18 protein-coding genes are annotated in these 15996 nt (G+C 61.9%); 11 read left to right on the forward strand and 7 right to left on the reverse strand.

The features are described from left to right. Position 1 precedes the first annotated feature (1 nt). Together ku and GC125_RS15225 are read right to left on the reverse strand one after the other, a co-directional pair. A complete protein-coding gene (ku, locus tag GC125_RS15220; RefSeq protein ID WP_151986421.1) occupies positions 2-904 on the reverse strand; it encodes a non-homologous end joining protein Ku in 903 nt (300 codons plus the stop codon). Between the two features lie 82 nt (positions 905-986). Further along, on the reverse strand, positions 987-1172 hold the full coding sequence (locus tag GC125_RS15225) for a DUF3008 family protein (RefSeq protein ID WP_151986422.1): 186 nt from the start codon (positions 1170-1172) through the stop codon (positions 987-989). Between the two features lie 105 nt (positions 1173-1277). Here GC125_RS15225 and GC125_RS15230 point away from each other — a divergent pair, with 105 nt between their 5' ends. Both GC125_RS15230 and GC125_RS15235 read left to right on the forward strand, forming a co-directional pair. Then, positions 1278-1763 carry an MgtC/SapB family protein gene (locus GC125_RS15230; RefSeq protein WP_151986423.1) on the forward strand — a complete coding sequence of 162 codons (486 nt, stop codon included), beginning with the start codon at positions 1278-1280 and terminating at the stop codon, positions 1761-1763. Further along, a complete protein-coding gene (locus tag GC125_RS15235; RefSeq protein ID WP_151986424.1) occupies positions 1760-2809 on the forward strand; it encodes a DNA topoisomerase IB in 1050 nt (349 codons plus the stop codon). The genes GC125_RS15230 and GC125_RS15235 overlap by 4 nt, the downstream gene beginning before the upstream one ends. A gap of 71 nt (positions 2810-2880) precedes the next feature. Here the strand turns inward: GC125_RS15235 and GC125_RS15240 are convergent, their stop codons facing one another. From GC125_RS15240 to GC125_RS15250, 3 genes are all read right to left on the reverse strand, one after another. Then, positions 2881-3765 (reverse strand): dienelactone hydrolase family protein, encoded by an 885-nt coding sequence (locus tag GC125_RS15240; protein WP_151986425.1) that lies wholly within the window; start codon positions 3763-3765, stop codon positions 2881-2883. Positions 3766-3857: 92 nt separating this feature from the next. Next, positions 3858-5111 (reverse strand): S8 family serine peptidase, encoded by a 1254-nt coding sequence (locus tag GC125_RS15245; protein WP_151986426.1) that lies wholly within the window; start codon positions 5109-5111, stop codon positions 3858-3860. A 74-nt stretch (positions 5112-5185) separates the two neighbouring features. Continuing rightward, positions 5186-5578: a hypothetical protein gene (locus GC125_RS15250; RefSeq protein ID WP_286165530.1), complete on the reverse strand. Its 393-nt coding sequence runs from the start codon at positions 5576-5578 to the stop codon at positions 5186-5188. 259 nt (positions 5579-5837) lie between these two features. Here GC125_RS15250 and GC125_RS20290 point away from each other — a divergent pair, with 259 nt between their 5' ends. The 3 genes from GC125_RS20290 (at position 5838) to GC125_RS15265 (ending at position 9806) form a co-directional block, all read left to right on the forward strand. Beyond that, positions 5838-6713, forward strand: coding sequence for a PRC-barrel domain-containing protein (locus tag GC125_RS20290; RefSeq protein ID WP_286165531.1), 876 nt, complete (start codon positions 5838-5840; stop codon positions 6711-6713). A gap of 117 nt (positions 6714-6830) precedes the next feature. Next, positions 6831-9344: an ATP-dependent helicase gene (locus GC125_RS15260; RefSeq protein ID WP_151986428.1), complete on the forward strand. Its 2514-nt coding sequence runs from the start codon at positions 6831-6833 to the stop codon at positions 9342-9344. 105 nt (positions 9345-9449) lie between these two features. Continuing rightward, on the forward strand, positions 9450-9806 hold the full coding sequence (locus GC125_RS15265) for a hypothetical protein (RefSeq protein ID WP_151986429.1): 357 nt from the start codon (positions 9450-9452) through the stop codon (positions 9804-9806). Between the two features lie 71 nt (positions 9807-9877). Here GC125_RS15265 and GC125_RS15270 read toward each other — a convergent pair whose 3' ends face one another. Beyond that, positions 9878-10309, reverse strand: coding sequence for a Ros/MucR family transcriptional regulator (locus tag GC125_RS15270; protein WP_151987964.1), 432 nt, complete (start codon positions 10307-10309; stop codon positions 9878-9880). A 398-nt stretch (positions 10310-10707) separates the two neighbouring features. Between GC125_RS15270 and GC125_RS15275 the strand changes: the two genes are divergently transcribed. The 4 genes from GC125_RS15275 (at position 10708) to GC125_RS15290 (ending at position 14362) form a co-directional block, all read left to right on the forward strand. Then, a complete protein-coding gene (locus GC125_RS15275) occupies positions 10708-11973 on the forward strand; it encodes a PQQ-dependent sugar dehydrogenase (protein ID WP_151986430.1) in 1266 nt (421 codons plus the stop codon). A 58-nt stretch (positions 11974-12031) separates the two neighbouring features. Next, positions 12032-12358: a c-type cytochrome gene (locus GC125_RS15280; protein WP_151986431.1), complete on the forward strand. Its 327-nt coding sequence runs from the start codon at positions 12032-12034 to the stop codon at positions 12356-12358. A 68-nt stretch (positions 12359-12426) separates the two neighbouring features. Next, positions 12427-12738, forward strand: a complete 312-nt coding sequence (locus tag GC125_RS15285; RefSeq protein WP_126009474.1) for a polyhydroxyalkanoic acid system family protein — start codon at positions 12427-12429, stop codon at positions 12736-12738. Between the two features lie 43 nt (positions 12739-12781). Further along, on the forward strand, positions 12782-14362 hold the full coding sequence (locus tag GC125_RS15290) for an NAD-dependent succinate-semialdehyde dehydrogenase (protein WP_286165532.1): 1581 nt from the start codon (positions 12782-12784) through the stop codon (positions 14360-14362). Positions 14363-14404: 42 nt separating this feature from the next. On the opposite strand, the gene GC125_RS15295 is transcribed toward GC125_RS15290, so the two are convergent. Next, positions 14405-15043 carry a DapH/DapD/GlmU-related protein gene (locus GC125_RS15295; protein WP_151986432.1) on the reverse strand — a complete coding sequence of 213 codons (639 nt, stop codon included), beginning with the start codon at positions 15041-15043 and terminating at the stop codon, positions 14405-14407. Between the two features lie 84 nt (positions 15044-15127). Here GC125_RS15295 and GC125_RS20060 point away from each other — a divergent pair, with 84 nt between their 5' ends. Both GC125_RS20060 and GC125_RS15300 read left to right on the forward strand, forming a co-directional pair. Next, on the forward strand, positions 15128-15277 hold the full coding sequence (locus tag GC125_RS20060; RefSeq protein WP_199864600.1) for a hypothetical protein: 150 nt from the start codon (positions 15128-15130) through the stop codon (positions 15275-15277). A gap of 102 nt (positions 15278-15379) precedes the next feature. Then, a complete protein-coding gene (locus tag GC125_RS15300; RefSeq protein ID WP_151986433.1) occupies positions 15380-15979 on the forward strand; it encodes an SCO family protein in 600 nt (199 codons plus the stop codon). Positions 15980-15996: the final 17 nt, after the last annotated feature.

Here is a 15996-nt window from a genome sequence, read left to right on the forward strand (position 1 = left end):
CTCAAGCCGATTTCTTGCGTGGAGCGGTCTTGGGTTTCGCCGCAGCTTTCGACTCGGTCTTGGTGGACCGAGAGGCGCTTGGTTTCGCGGCCGCGGCCTTCTTCTTGCCGTCGGACGTTTCCAGGCTCTTCTTCAGAGCCGACATGAGGTCGACGACATTGTCGCCGCCCTTGGCCGGCTTGTCGTCGTCGCCCGTATCGACGCGCTTCGACGTCTTGCTCTTCGTCTTGGAATCGATGAGATCGCGCAAGGCGTCGGCATAGTGGTCCTTGAAGACTTTCGGATCGAACTTCGCGGTCTTCCGGTCGATCAGCGCAGTCGCCACTTCGAGGAGTTCCTCGTCGGCGCCCGCTCCGCTGATTTCAGAAAACAGTGGGTCCGCCTTTCGGATTTCGTCGGCATAGTGCAGCGTCTCCAGCAGCAGACCATCGCCGCACGGTCGGATTGCACAGAGATATTCGTGGCCGCGCATGGCCAATTGGCCAAGGCCCACCTTTTCGGATTTGCGAAGCGCATCGCGCACGACGCGGTAGGCATCCTCGGCAAGTTCGTCGGTCGGCACAACGTAATAGGGCTTGTCGTAGTAGAGCGGCGAGATCTCGCACGACCCGACGAATTGTACCAGTTCGAGCGTCTTTCGCGTCTCGAGCTTCACCGCTTCGATCTCGTCCGGATCGAGCAGCACATAGTTGCCCTTGTCGTATTCGAAGCCTTTGACGATCTCGTCAGCATCGACCGGCCCGTGCCCGTCCACCACCTTTTCATAGCGGATGGGCTTACCCGTCGGTTCATGGATCTGGCGGAAACTGATGCGGGCGCCCGTTTTCGTGGCGCTGTACAATTCGACCGGGATGGAGACGAGGGAAAGACGCAGTTGGCCTTTCCACATAGCGCGCGCGACCATGGCATTCCTCTTGACGCAACACAGTTTTCAACAAAACGCTAATGTGACGCGCTCGTTCCCTCGGCTTGTTATAGGCTGAAGTTCAGCCCTTCTTCTTGTTCGGCAGCTTTTTGCGCTTCGTCTCCGCAAGCTCTTCCAACTCCTTCTCCGTCATGGATTCCACCATGTCTTTCGAAGCACCCTTGAGGTCGGATTTCTTGGTGTCGCCACGCTTTGCGGAAAGCGCCGCACCGGCGGCCTTCTGCTGTGCTTTCGATTTCGCAGGCATCGTCGATCTCCAGGAAGCAATTGCGATCTGCTGAAAATCGGCAATGTCGCGAATGTTCCCACGCCCCGATGGAACAATCGATGCGATGCTGAATTTCAGCGGCGAATGGATAGCATCATCGCCGACATGACCCAGCCCACCTTTCTGCCCGCTCCCGTCATCTGGGCGCGGTTCGTCGGAGCGCTGATTTTTGGGGCGGTTATCGGCTTCGAGCGGGAATTGCGGGCGCGTCCCGCCGGCCTGCGCACTCATGCACTTGTGGCCGTCGCTGCCAGCGCCTTCGCCATCCTCGCGACCGAGGTGATCCACTCCGACAATCTCGGCGACAATGCCGTCCAGATCGATCCGCTGCGCGTCATCGAAGCCGTCACGGCAGGCGTCGCGTTTCTCGCCGCTGGCTTCATCGTCTTTGCCAGGGGCGAAGTGAAAGGCCTGACGACCGGGGCCGGCATCTGGCTTGCAGCAGCGATCGGTCTCTCCATCGGCTTCGGCTACTGGACGATCGCCGTGCCGGCGACGGTTCTCGGCGTCGTCGTCCTCGCCCTGCTCCGCCGGTTCGAAGGCTTCGTCGATTTGAAAGCACCGCAATGATCGAGCGTATTTCAGCCGAAGAGCACGCCAAGGCGGCGCGTCTCATCTATGTCAGCGACGAGGCGCCCGGCTTTCGTCGCCGCAAGGCCGGGCGTGGCTTCTACTACCTGACGCCCGATGGCGATAAGCTTGGCGCCGGCGATCACATCGACCGCATCCGTTCGCTCGCGATCCCGCCCGCCTACCAGGATGTGTGGATCACGATCGAACCGCTCGGCCACCTTCAGGCAACGGGACGCGATCAGCGCGGGCGCAAGCAATATCGCTATCACCCGAAATGGAGTGAGTCCCGCGATGCGACGAAGTACGGCGAGCTCGCCGCTTTCGCGCAATTGCTGCCCACGATCCGCGAGCAGGTGGATTCCGATCTCCGCCGCCGGTCGCTGTCCTACGAGAAGGTCACTGCATCTGTGGTCTGGATGCTCGACAATCTTCTGATCCGTGTCGGCAACGAGATTTATGCGAAGCAGAACAAGAGCTTCGGCCTGACTACGCTGAAAAAGCGTCATCTCGACATTTCGGGCTCGGTCATGCGCTTCCGGTTTAAAGGCAAGTCCGGCAAAGAATGGAACCTGACCCATACCGATCGCCGGATCGCCAAGATCATCCGCACCATCCACGAACTGCCAGGCCATCAGCTCTTCCAGTACGAGACGGGCGATGGTGGACGCTCGACCGTCAAATCTGACGACATCAATGCCTATCTGCGCGAGATCACCGGCTCGGAGCTGAGTTCGAAGCTGTTTCGGACATGGTCGGGCACGAGGCTTGCCGCCATTGCCCTGTCGGAACTGGACGCACCAACCTCGAAGACCGATGCGTCCCGCAAGATCAATGCCGCGGTCGACGCTGTCGCATCGCGGCTCGGGAACACCCGTGCCGTCTGCCGGCGCTGCTACATCCACCCGGCAGTGGTCGACGCATTCGAGGCAGGCTCTCTTAGGGAGCAGTTGAAGGCCGTGCGTCCCTCACGCGGGGCCGCTTCGGAATGGATGGACGACACAGAGCTGCGCCTGATGCGCTGGCTCGAAAGCCAAGGCGACTGATCAGGAAAATGGATTCCTGTTCAGTCGCTTGGGCCAGTTCCCGGAATCAAAATCCTAGTCTGGGTTGATCGTCAGGCGGGCGTGGCGAGCTTCTCGTTAAAGAAATCCAAAGTCCGCTCCCACGCGACCGCTGCCGCGACGGGATCGAAGCGTGCGCTCGACGTATCGTTGTTGAAGGCGTGGTTGGCGCCTTCGTAAACGAACAACTGGTATTCGACGCCGTGTTCCTTGAGAGCAGCCTCATAGGCTTCGATGCCGGCATTGATGCGATCGTCGAGGCCGGCATAATGCAGCATCAGCGCGGCGCGGATATTCGGCACCTGCTCGACGGCTGCCTGCCGACCGTAATAGGCGACCCCCGCAGCGAGATCTTCCGAGGCGACGGCCAGATCGTTGACCATGCCACCACCCCAACAGAATCCTACCGCCCCGACTTGGCCGTTGCCGTTCTCATGGGCTTGGAGGAAGGCGACGGTCGCCGTCGCGTTGGCGATCGTGGCGGCACCATCGAGAGCACCGATCATCTCGCGTGCGCGTTCTTCATCCTCCGGCGTTCCACCGTCCGGCGAAAGGAAATCGGGTGCAAGCACGAGGAAACCCTGGAGCGCCAACCGCCGCGCAACGTCGCGGATATGGGGATTGAGGCCGCGGTTCTCATGGATGACGATGACGGAGGGCATGGGGTTCGCGGTATCGCGCATGTGCACCAGATAGCCCTGCATCTCCCCGTCGCCGCCCGGATAGGTGACGTCTTCCGCAACCAGGCGATTGTCGTCTTCCGGCACCTGCTGCGCCGCGGCGTTGCTTGCAGCCAGCATCGGCGCGATGGCGGCAGCCGCCGCTCCCGATCCCGCAAGCTTGGTCAGCTTCTCCATGAACCCACGCCGGTCGAGCGTGAGATGGGTGTATTCGTCATAAGCGGAAATCATGTCTTGGGTGATGGTCGGACGGGTCATGCTGTTCCTCCTGCGCGCTTCATGACGGCAAGCATAGGCTGCAATTAGGGCCACATCCCGATCCGGCCAGGATAGATGATTGGCGAGCCGCCCTATCGACAGATGCCTTCCGTCTGGACCAGACCCCACCCGAAAACGTCGTCACGCCCGGGATCGCCGAGATCGGCGGCTTGCGCCGCAAGGGCCGAAACCAACTGGGTGCTTGGCGTGTCCGGCTCGCGTGCACGCGCGACGGCCAGCGCAGCCGAAACGAACGGCGCAGCGTAGGACGTTCCGGACCGGAAGCGCCCGCCACTCACGGAGGCGGCCGTCCAAAGCTGGACGCCCGGACCTGCGAAATCGATATGCGGGCCGTTGACCGCGCGCCGATAGACCTGTCGCTCGCCGTCCACCGCAGTCACCGCCACGACGCCCTCATAGGCTGCGGGGTAGAGCGGCTCCGACTGAGGCCCGGCGTTGCCAGCAGCGGCAACGAGGATGACGCCGCGTTCGATCGCAGCATCCGTCACACGTTCGAGCACGCCGTTGGCCGGCCCGGCAAAGCTCATATTGATGACGGAGACGTCCTGCTGGACGAGCCGGTCGATGGCCCGGGCGATGTCGAATGTGTCGGCACGGTCCTCGCCATCGGTCGCCCTATGGAACGCTTCTGCCGCCACCAGCCTCACACCGCTCAGGAGGCCTGGCGTGCGCGTGTCGGTGCCACCGGCGAGAAGGATCGCGATCGCGGTGCCGTGAACGGCGCTGCCGACCGTGCGATCGGCGGCCAGGACCGGCACCTTGTCCAGTGCGACACCGGCCAGCGCCGCATGCTCGGCATTGACCGTCGTGTCGATCATCCCGATCGTCACACCCGCCGGACAGGCCCGCGCATCGTCGGTCCAGCCGATCAGTTGGAATGCCTGGCAATCGCCATCGGCGCAGGTGAGTTCGCCAGGCTCATAGAGATGATTGAGATCGAAGATCGCGCCCGGCACGAGCCCGGTGATCTCAGCCTCCGCTTCCACGACAGTACGGTTCGGCGGCAGCGTGAAGCGCCCCAACTCGAGCGTCACGATACCGATCGAAGCACGTTCGACCAGTGCGTAGCCTTGGGCTGCAATAAGATCGAGACCGCCCGCATCCGGCGTCGCGACGACGATTTCCGGTCGAGGCGGTGCTGGACGCGCCGCAACGCCCGAACCACTGCCGGATCCGGCCGAGCCACCTGAGCCGTCTGATGCGCGGGCACGAGTCACGCCGGTCAGCATCGGAGCCACGTAGACCGCCGAAGCGGCAATCCCCATGCGCCGCAGCAAGGTCCTGCGCGTTACGCGCGCCGATCGAGAGAAAGGCGATGAGGTCATGCAATCTCCTGTAGCCGTCTTGACGGCGCTCCGACCGACTTGGAGCCCGGACGAGAACGGATGACGAGGGACGTTTATTCCCCGTCTTTTTCCGCACTCAACCCAAAACGATCGACGACGCTCGGTTGGATCAGCTTGGAGTGAAGGGTGAGCAGGATCAGATCCGCATCCACACCCTCCCCCGCGTCGAGCGCGACACCGATGCGATCCTCGACCTGGCGGGCGCGATCGGGGCCGACCTCTCCCTCGAAGGTATCGTGGCCAAGCAGGCAATAGGCAATGAGGTCCGCGACGTGCGGATAGGTTGCCGGATCCGCGTAGCTTCCGCCGTTGTCGTCCTTCAGGAGATTGGAGATCGCGAGTTTGGCGCCCTCTGGAACAAGCGCAGGATGGAGACCCGCCCCACGCAAGGCCACATCCAGCTGGCGAAGATCCTCGGAGCGACCGAAAAGACCGAAAAAACCCATCGATGATCCGCGTCGCGTCAATTCGGCTTCCTCAGTGACCTCTAAATGGCGCCTCTGGCGAGCGGACGTAAAACGCTACCTAAGTCGCTCAATCGAGTAAAGTTCCGTGATAAATTGTTTCAATCCGTTACCTTCAATTGATCGAACGTCTGCCGAACCAAGTCCGATGTGCGCCGTTCCTCCACCATCGATCTGCCGATAACAAAATCGTGAAATCGCATCTCGACGGGTGCCGGCCGATCATAAAGAGGAGAAGACCATGAAACGCACGCTTCTTACATCGGTCGCCCTGGGGGCAATGTTCGCCGGCGCAGCCTTCACCAATCCCGCGATCACAGACAGCATCGTAAGCCCTGCAGCGGCTCAGACCGAGCCTGCTCCAGGTTCGGATGCAACGACTGACGAGCCTGCAGAAACGATGGACGACGCCACCGACAGCATGGGCGAAGCCGCCGATGATGCCGGCGACGCAGCCAGCGATGCAGCTGAAGATGCTGCCGACACGGTCGACGATGCGACTGAGTCCGATGCAGACATCGAAGACGGTGACGCAACCTCTCCTGTAACCACGACCGGCGATACGAACGACGCCAACAGCGGCACCATGGATGACGCCGATTCAACGGAAGAAGCTGACGACATGCTCAGCGACACCGACGATACGACGACCCCTGACACGGACGCAGATGCTCCGATGACGGACGACAGCGCCTCGATGGACGCTCCGTCCGGCGAGATGTTCATCACCATGCAGGAAGAGAACGAAGTCTCGGCCAACACTTATGTCGGCCAGTCGCTCTACAACATGGAAGACGAGTCGATCGGTGAGATCACCGACCTGATCTTCTCCGATGACGGCGGTGCACGCACGGCAGTCGTGGGTGTTGGCGGCTTCCTGGGCATTGGCCAGAAGGATGTCGGCGTGAACTTCGACATGATCACGATCGAGCAGCAGCCTGACTCGAGTGATGTTCGCCTCGTCATCGAAGCGACCCGCGAAGATCTGGAAAACGCTCCGGAATTCATGGACCTTGATGACCAGATGGCCGAGCAGGACGTTGCTACGCCGCCGGCCACCGACACCGGCGGAGCGATGGACCCTGCTCCGGCGCCGGCACCGGCTCCCGCGCAGTAACACTGCACTGATATGCTTGATTAAAACCGGCGGTCGCAAGACCGCCGGTTTTTCTATGTAGCTGGTCATTGAGGTCGATTGCTGGCCTTAGACGCCCGAATCACTACATTGGTGGCCATGATCGACAGCAGTAACGATATTCCGTTCTTCGGCGACAGCGAGCCTGTGAAGCGCCCCTCCGGGCTGGCGGCACGCGCGATGGCGGCGCGCAACCAGTCCGCACCCACCCCCGATTATCTCGTAGGTCTCAACCCCGAGCAGAGGCAGGCCGTCGTCACGACCGAGGGCCCCCTGCTGGTTCTGGCCGGCGCCGGAACGGGAAAGACGCGCGTGTTGACGACGCGTATCGCCCATATTCTGGCTACCGGCCTCGCCTTCCCTTCACAGATCCTGGCGGTGACCTTCACCAACAAAGCGGCGCGCGAGATGAAAGAGCGCGTTGGCATGCTCGTCGGCGGTGCCGTCGAGGGCATGCCATGGCTCGGCACCTTCCACTCCATCGGCGTGAAGCTTTTGCGCCGCCACGCCGAACTGGTCGGGCTGCGCTCTGATTTCACCATTCTTGATACCGATGACGTTATTCGCCTGATCAAGCAGCTGATCCAGGCCGAGGGACTCGACGACAAGCGCTGGCCCGCGCGGCAGTTCGCGCAGATGATCGATGGCTGGAAGAACAAGGGGCTTGCGCCGCACGAAATCCCCGAGGGCGATGCACGCGCCTTCGCCAACGGCAAGGGTCGCGAGCTTTACGAAGCTTACCAAAACCGCCTGAAGACGTTGAATGCCTGCGATTTCGGCGACCTGCTCTGCCACCCGATCCGCATGCTGAGGGCGAACCCGGACGTGCTTGCAGACTATCATCGCAAATTCAAATATCTGCTCGTTGACGAGTATCAGGACACCAACACAGCCCAGTACATGTGGCTGCGCCTGCTCGCCCAGCGCCCGCAATCGAAGGAGACCGGACAGCACGGCGGCAGCGTGAATGTCTGCTGCGTCGGCGACGACGATCAGTCGATCTATGGCTGGCGCGGCGCAGAAGTCGACAACATCCTGCGCTTCGACAAGGACTTCCCGGGCGCGACCATCATTCGTCTGGAGCGCAACTACCGATCGACCGAGCACATTCTCGGCGCGGCTGGCCATCTGATCGCCCATAACGAAGGGCGGCTCGGCAAGACGCTGTTCACCGAGCAGTCCGACCCGGAGCACGAAAAGGTTCAGGTCCACGCCGCCTGGGACTCCGAGGAAGAAGCGCGCGCGGTGGGCGAGACGATCGAGCAGTTGCAGCGTCCCGACGCCAATGGCCGCCGACACAATCTGAATGACATGGCGATCCTCGTTCGCGCGTCGTTCCAGATGCGGGAATTCGAAGATCGCTTCGTGACGATGGGCCTGAACTACCGCGTCATCGGTGGCCCGCGCTTCTATGAGCGGCAGGAAATCCGCGATGCGATGGCCTATTTCCGCGCAGTCTGCCAGCCCGCCGACGATCTCGCATTCGAGCGTATCGTCAATGTGCCGAAGCGCGGCCTCGGTGACGCGACGGTCCGCCAGCTGCACGATTACGCCCGCGCCCGTGACATTCCAATGATCGCCGCCGCACGCGACCTCGTCGAGACCGAAGAGCTCAAGCCCAAGGCGCGCAAGAGCCTCCGCGACGTCGTGGAGGGTTTCACCCGCTGGTCGGCAGCGCTCGAAAACACGCCGCACACCGAGTTGGCCGAACGGATCCTGGAAGAATCCGGCTATACGGAGATGTGGCAGAACGACAAATCCGCCGAAGCGCCGGGACGCCTGGAAAACCTGAAGGAACTCATCCGCTCGATGGATTTCTACGAATCCATGCGCGGTTTCCTCGAGCATGTGGCGCTCGTCATGGACGCCGAGCAGAAGGAGGAGATGGACGCCGTCAGCATCATGACGCTCCACTCAGCCAAGGGTCTTGAGTTTGAGACGGTGTTCCTGCCGGGCTGGGAAGAAGGTCTTTTCCCGCATCAGCGCTCGCTCGACGAAGGCGGCCGTTCCGGCCTCGAGGAAGAGCGGCGCCTCGCCTATGTGGGACTGACCCGCGCCAAGAAGCGTGTGCATCTCTGGTTCGTATCCAACCGCCGCATCCACGGACTGTGGCAATCGACCATTCCATCCCGCTTTCTCGACGAATTGCCGGAAGCGCACGTCGAGGTCGCCGAAGCCGAAATGTCCTATGGCGGCTACAATCGCTATGGAGGCGGCTCGTCAGGCTTTTCGTCGGGACGACAGAATCCCTATGGTGCGTCCCGCTTCGACAACCCGGAAATATTCGCCTCGACCTATGAGACGCCTGGCTGGAAACGCGCTCAGGCGAACCGCACCGACGCGACCAGCCGCAACTGGGGCAGCCGCTCGGGCCATCAGGTCGAGCGCGTTGGCTATGGCGAGAGCGGGCCCCGCGGCGTGCGGACGATCGAAGGCGAACTCGTCGCAAAATCGACCACAGATACGCCCAGCGCCTTCTCCATCGGCGACCGTGTCTTCCACATGAAATTCGGCAATGGCAACGTCGCGGCGATCGAGGGCAACAAGCTGACGATCGACTTCGACAAGGCCGGCCAGAAGCGGGTGCTCGACGGTTTCGTCACACCCGTCTGAGAGGAAGCTTCGCGAGAGACTTCCACATCCTCAGTTGGAACCGGATGCGCCAAGGCGCGTTCTTGAGCACTTCATGCTAAAATAACTTCTTAAGGACCACCGACCATGAACCGTGCCCTTCCCATTCTCCTTGCAGCGCTTGTCGGACTTGCCGCCTGCGGCGACGATCCCGACCAGGCTGGCAGCACCACGGCTCCGGGCATCGAAGAAAACGACACGTCGCGCGAAACCGGCGAAGCCATGGACGCGATCGGAAACGCCGCTCGCGAAACGGGCGAAGCAGCACGCTCGGCAGCTGAAGATGCCGCCGATGCCGTCGGCCCCGCTATTGATCGCGCTGGCGAAGCCGCGCGCGATTTCATGAATTCGGCCGAAGACACGGTCAACGATGCGACCCGCTCGGCAGCCTGCCAAACGGCGCGTGCTGCCGAAGACCAGGAAGGCATTCAAGCCAACTGCTGATCGTGATGAAGCGAAGGCGACCACAGATTTGCGGCCGCCTTTCGCATCTCATTCAGGGTGTAGAAGTGCGACTAGCTTTCGACCGCGCGCAGCGGGGGAGCCGTCCGCGGTGCCTCGCGTCCCAATCCCATTGATTTCGCCAGTTGCGAACGCTTAGCCGCGTAGTTCGGCGCCACCATCGGGTAGTCGGCGGGGAGGCCCCAGCGAGCACGATACTCCTCGGGCGAAAGGCCATACTGAGCAGCCAGATGGCGCTTCAGCGATTTGAACCGACGGCCGTCTTCCAGTGAGATGATATATTCCGGCGTGACCGATTTGGCGACCGGCACGGCAGGAACCAGCGGCTCGACCGGCACCTCGCCGGCGGACAGCTGATCGAGCGATGCGTAAACGTTTTGCAGCAGAGCCGCCAATTCCGACGACGGAATAGAATGTTTGCCGACATATGCGCTCACGATCGCGCCTGTCAGTCTTAGTTTATTTTCATTATCAATCTCGGACATGCCGGGACTCCCAATATGACGCAGCATTCCGCTCTAGAGTACTCGTCACAGTTTAGCCGCCCAGCCCGACAGCATAGATTTTATCACCAGCACCCCAGGATGGACACCCATCAAATATAGCGGGTTACCAAAGGTTTATCTTGAACAGGCCCGCTTGGCCGATCGGTCCCGATTCGGGACATTTCAGCCACGATTTTGCTTCGACTTGCCCTTGAACCGCGCCGTTTCGCCCGAATCATCGGCACATTCGGCCAAGTTCGCCTGGCGATAGCTCTCGACGTGCGCGCCGCCCTTCGCGAGCTTGTACCAAAGCGGAAGATTAATCGCCTTGACGGGTTCCGCGAAGTGGCTGCTTATTCGTCCGCCCGGTGGTGGAGCACCGGTCTTGGGAGGAAAACATGAAGACCAAATTGATCTGTGCCGCCTTGGCGGCGAGTGCTGCCTATTCTCTGCCCGCTTTCGCACAATCCGACGACACGCTGGAGCGGCTTGGCAGCTTCCGTACGACGGGTACCACCGAATTCATCACTGTGGATCAAAACAGCGAAAGCGCCGATGCGATCCGCTCGACGCTCGAGCGCATCGAATTGCCCGATGGATTCTCCATCGATCTCTACGCCCTCGTTCCGGATGCTCGCCACATGGCGGTCGGGCCGCAGGGCATCGTCGTCTTCGTCGGCACCCGCAAGACCGAAGTCTGGGCCGTCACCGATCGCGACAAGAACCGCGTGGCCGATGAAGTGAAGAATTTCGCGCCTTCGCTCGCCAAGGCGATCCCGAACGGCCCGTGCTTCTCGCCTGAAGGCGTCCTGTTCATCGCCGAGCAGAACCGAGTCCTGCAATACCCGGCAGCAGAGTTCTTCTACGAAAGCCCGGACGTCGTTGCCGTTCCGGTCATCGCCGATGGCGAACTCGTGCCGGAGGAAGAAGTCAGCTACAACCACACGGCGCGCGTCTGCGACATCGGCCCGGATGGCAAGGTCTATGTGTCGCTCGGCCAGCCCTATAACGTGCCGCCGGCTGAAAAACTGGAACTCTACAACGAGCAAGGCATCGGCGGCATCATCCGCGTCAACCAGGATGGGTCGGATCGCGAAGTCTATACCCACGGCGTGCGCAATTCCGTCGGCCAGGACTTCCACCCCGAGAGCGGCGAACTCTGGTTCACTGACAACCAGGTCGACGGCATGGGCGACGACATTCCGCCCGGCGAAATCAACCGCCAGACCGAGGCCGGCCAGAATTTCGGCTTCCCTTGGTACGGCGGCGGATCGATCCGCACCAACGAGTTCAAGGACGCAGAAATCCCGGCCGACGTCGTGATGCCTGCCGTTGAGATGCAGGCGCACGCAGCCGATCTCGGGATGATGTTCTACAGCGGAAACCAGTTTCCGGATGAATACAAGAACGGCATCTTCTCGGCTCAGCACGGCTCCTGGAACCGCACGGAACCGGTTGGCGCACGGGTGATGTTCACCCCCGTCGACGCCGAAGGCAATGTCGGTGAGACGGTGGCCTTCGCCGAAGGCTGGCTGGACGAGAACGGTGAATATCTCGGACGTCCGGTGGATGTGGCACAGCTGAGAGACGGCTCCATTCTCGTCTCGGACGACTTGGCAGGCGCGATCTACCGCATCTCGTACGAAGCACCCCAGGCACAGTAATGCGTTCCGGCGGCGGGCAGGATCATGCCCGCCGCCATTCTCAGCCAGGATAAGACAAATGCGTTACATCATTGCTTTGACAGCCCTTCTTGCCGCCTCTTCGATCGTTTCTCCTTCACTGGCACAGGATGCAGCATCCGGCCGCACGCTGGCCGGGCAATGCCGGACCTGTCATGGCCTCGACGGCATTGCGCAGATCCCGATCGCGCCGAACCTCGCCGGCGAAAGTCAGATCTATCTCGAAAAGCAGCTGAAGGCGTTTCGCAGCGGCGAGCGCGAGAACGAGATGATGAGCGTCGTCGCAAAAAATCTGAGCGACGAGCAGATATCGGACCTTTCTGCCTGGTATGCCTCGATCAAGATCACCGCGACGATGCCGGAATGAGACTTGCGATCCAGCGCCAAAATCGCCACATGCGATAGACACGTGTTTACGCGAGGCGCTTGGAAACCATGGCAGAGACCGTCACCGTCGAGATCCCCCACCGTCTGACGAAGCTTGAGGCACGGCAGCGCCTGGAAGGCGGCCTTCAGCGCGTCCACGAGCAGGTGGCCGGTCGCGCCGTGAACGTCGAGCAGGAATGGTCCGGCGATCATCTCGATTTCAAGGCCGGCATGATGGGCCAGACGATATCGGGTCGCCTCGACGTCGAGGACAACGTCGTCAAGCTTGAGCTCGACCTGCCGTGGCTCCTCGCCTCGCTCGCCACCACGATCAAGGGCCGGCTTCAGAAGGAGGGCACGCTGCTTCTCGAAAAGAAGTAGTGCACGCCCTTCCAAGTCGATTTGCCGCCAAGGGTTGTGCCCCATGGCTGCTTCCTGCAGTCTTGCGCCCGATTTCAGGCCAGACAGCGAGGAAGACCATATGATCGACCAGACGTCGACGCCCACCTCTGCGAACTCCACCGCGAATGGGCAAACCGACATCACGCCAAACGGCTTCAATCTTGCCGACCCCGATCTCTATCGGGACCGTTCGTTCGTCGGCGGCCGATGGATCGACGGCCAGGACGGTGCAACGCTGGACGTGCGGAACCCTGCCGATGGGTCGACGATCGCCACCTTCCATGTCCTCGGCCCTGATGGCGCCCGCGCCGCGGTCGATGCGGCCGACGCGGCCTTCGATGGATGGGCCGACCTCCTTCCCCAGGACCGCATGGCGATCCTGCGGCGCTGGTACGATCTCGTCCTCGCGCACAAGGAAGATCTCGCCCGCATCATGGTGCTCGAACAGGGCAAGCCGATATCGGAAGCCCGAGGCGAGATCGACTATGGCGCGTCCTTTCTCGAGTTCTTTGCCGAGGAGGCCCGGCGGCCCGACATCATGAGCGTGACATCCCATCTGCCTTCGGCGGAAGTGGAAGTCTGGCGCGAGCCGGTCGGCGTGGCAGCACTGGTCACCCCGTGGAATTTTCCCATCGCCATGATCACGCGCAAGGCCGCCGCAGCGCTTTCGGTCGGCTGCACCGTGGTGGTCCACCCATCCAAGGAAACGCCGATCTCGGCGTTGGCGCTCGCCGTTCTGGCCGAACGCGCCGGGTTTCCATCCGGCGTGTTCAATGTCGCCATCGGCGAGCCGGCACCGATCGTGGGCACGTGGACGAGCGACGCGCGCGTCCGAGCCCTCTCCTTTACGGGATCGACGGAAATCGGCCGGTTGCTCTACGAGCAGAGCGCCCCGACCATCAAGCGGTTGAGCCTGGAACTCGGCGGCCACGCGCCGTTCATCGTCTTCGCCGATGCCGATCTCGACAAGGCCGTCGACGAGGCGATCAAGGCCAAGTTCGCGACATCGGGACAGGATTGCCTCGGGGCCAACCGGTTCTATATCGAACGGTCGATCTATGGCGCGTTCTGTGAGCGCTTTGCCGAACGTACGAAGGCGCTGACCGTCGGCTTCGGCATGGACGATCCCGACATCGGGCCGCTGATGAACGAGGCCGCCGTCGCCAAGCAGGTCGAACAGGTCGAAGACGCCATCGCCAAAGGCGCAAAAGTGCTCTGCGGCGGCAAGAAGCATGCAGCCGGCTCCCTCTTCTTCGAGCCGACCGTGCTCGTCGATGTCCCGGCCGATGCGAAGATCACGAGCGAGGAAACCTTTGGTCCTGTCGCTGCCATCACTGCATTCGATAGCGAGGAAGAGGTCATTCGGGCAGCCAACGCTACGGAATACGGGCTCATCGCTTATGTCCACACGATGAAGCCCGCCCGCATCTACCGGCTGTCGCGCAAGCTGCAATACGGCATGATCGGCGTGAACCGGACCAAAGTGACCGGCGCGCCGATCCCCTTCGGTGGCATGAAGCAATCCGGGCTTGGACGCGAAGGCTCGCGCCATGGCATCGAAGCGTTTTCGGACGTCAAATATGTCTGCCGCGACTGGTCGTAGAGCTTCTCCGGGCAAAGCGATCCGAAGCGTCGCCATACGACCCTAGCGACCGGCCTCTTCCCACTTGTCGAGGAATGCGTCGATGGCAAGCGCCTGCATGTCCACAATGGCAGCGTGCAGGCGCTCGTCCGGCCAGTCCCACCACGCGAGAGCAAGCAGCCGGTCGATGACGGCGGGCTCGAAGCGCGTCCGGAGCGGCTTCGCCGGCATGCCGGCGACGATGGTGTAGGGATCGACGTCGCGCGTGACGACCGCATTCGCGCCGATGACGGCACCCGTCCCGATCGTGATGCCCGGCATTACCACGGCCCCGTGACCGATCCACACATCATGGCCGATCGTCACCCGCTTCGAGCGGCGACGATCGCGGAAGCCGTAATCGATGCCGTGAAAGCGCAGGAACTCGTTCGGGCGATAGGTCACCTTGTGCGTGGTGACCCGCTCCATCGGATGTTCGAGCGCGTTGATCCGCACATTGGCGGCGATCGAGCAGAACCGGCCGACATCGGTGTAGATCGCTTCGCCATGGCGCTCGAAATAGGAGAAGTCGCCGACCGTGACATCGCGCATCACCACGCGCTCGCCGATCACAACGAACCGGCCGAACGTGCAGTCCTGCGCGGTGGCGCTGCCATGCACCTTCGGCGTCGGGTCCTTGAGGAGATCATCGTCTTCGTCCATGGCCGGCCTTTAGTGGCTCCACGGAGCGTCGGCAAGAGCGCACCAAGTCTGGCGCGAAGGCGTAAGCCGCGGTAGGCTACCGATATGGACGGAACCAACATCAACAATCGGGTGCTGATCGTAGCGATCGCGTTCTCGGCGATCATGACGGGCGCAGCCTTCGCCGGCTGGTCGGCCTATGGCACCGATATGTTCGTTTCGATGGTTCAGAGCGGGCTCGCCTGGTGCCTGTAGCGCGCTTGTGAACGGCTGCGCCCATTTATCCTACTGACATCACAAAGCGTTGTCTCTAAATCAGGCTCCACACACCAGCCTCAAGTGAAGGCATCGACGCGCATGGTTTTCTTCCGCACCGCCCTCTGGGCACTGGTCATCATCTTCGCAGGCGTTCTTGCCTGGGTCAGCTACCAGTTCACACGCACGGCCGGGCCCGGCGGCGAGGAACCCTACGGCGTGGACTTCGCGCTCGTGGACACAGCGGGCCAGGAGATCACCCAGGAGGCGTTCCGCGGTCAGCCGACAGCCGTCTTCTTCGGCTTCACCCACTGCCCCGATGTCTGCCCGACGACGCTGTTCGAGTTGGATGGCTGGATGCAGCAGGTCGACCCCGAGGGTGACGACCTCAACGCCTACATGGTGAGCGTCGACCCCGAGCGTGACACGCCCGAGCTTCTTTCCGGCTATCTCTCCAACGTTTCGGATCGCATCGGCGGCATCACCGGCGAGCCGGGCGCGGTCGCCGAGATGGTGCAGGGTTTCAATGTCTATGCGCGCAAGGTCCCGCTCGACGACAGCGATCCGAACGGCGATTACACGATGGACCATACCGCATCGGTGTTTCTGCTGGACGAGGAAGGCCGCTTCCGCTCGACCATCGCCTATGGCGAAAACGCCGACACGGCTGTACAGAAACTGCGCAATCTCATCGGCGGCTAAGCCCTAAAGCGACGCCC

The organism is Rhizobium sp. EC-SD404, from assembly GCF_902498825.1.
Taxonomy (GTDB): Bacteria; Pseudomonadota; Alphaproteobacteria; order Rhizobiales; family Rhizobiaceae; genus Georhizobium.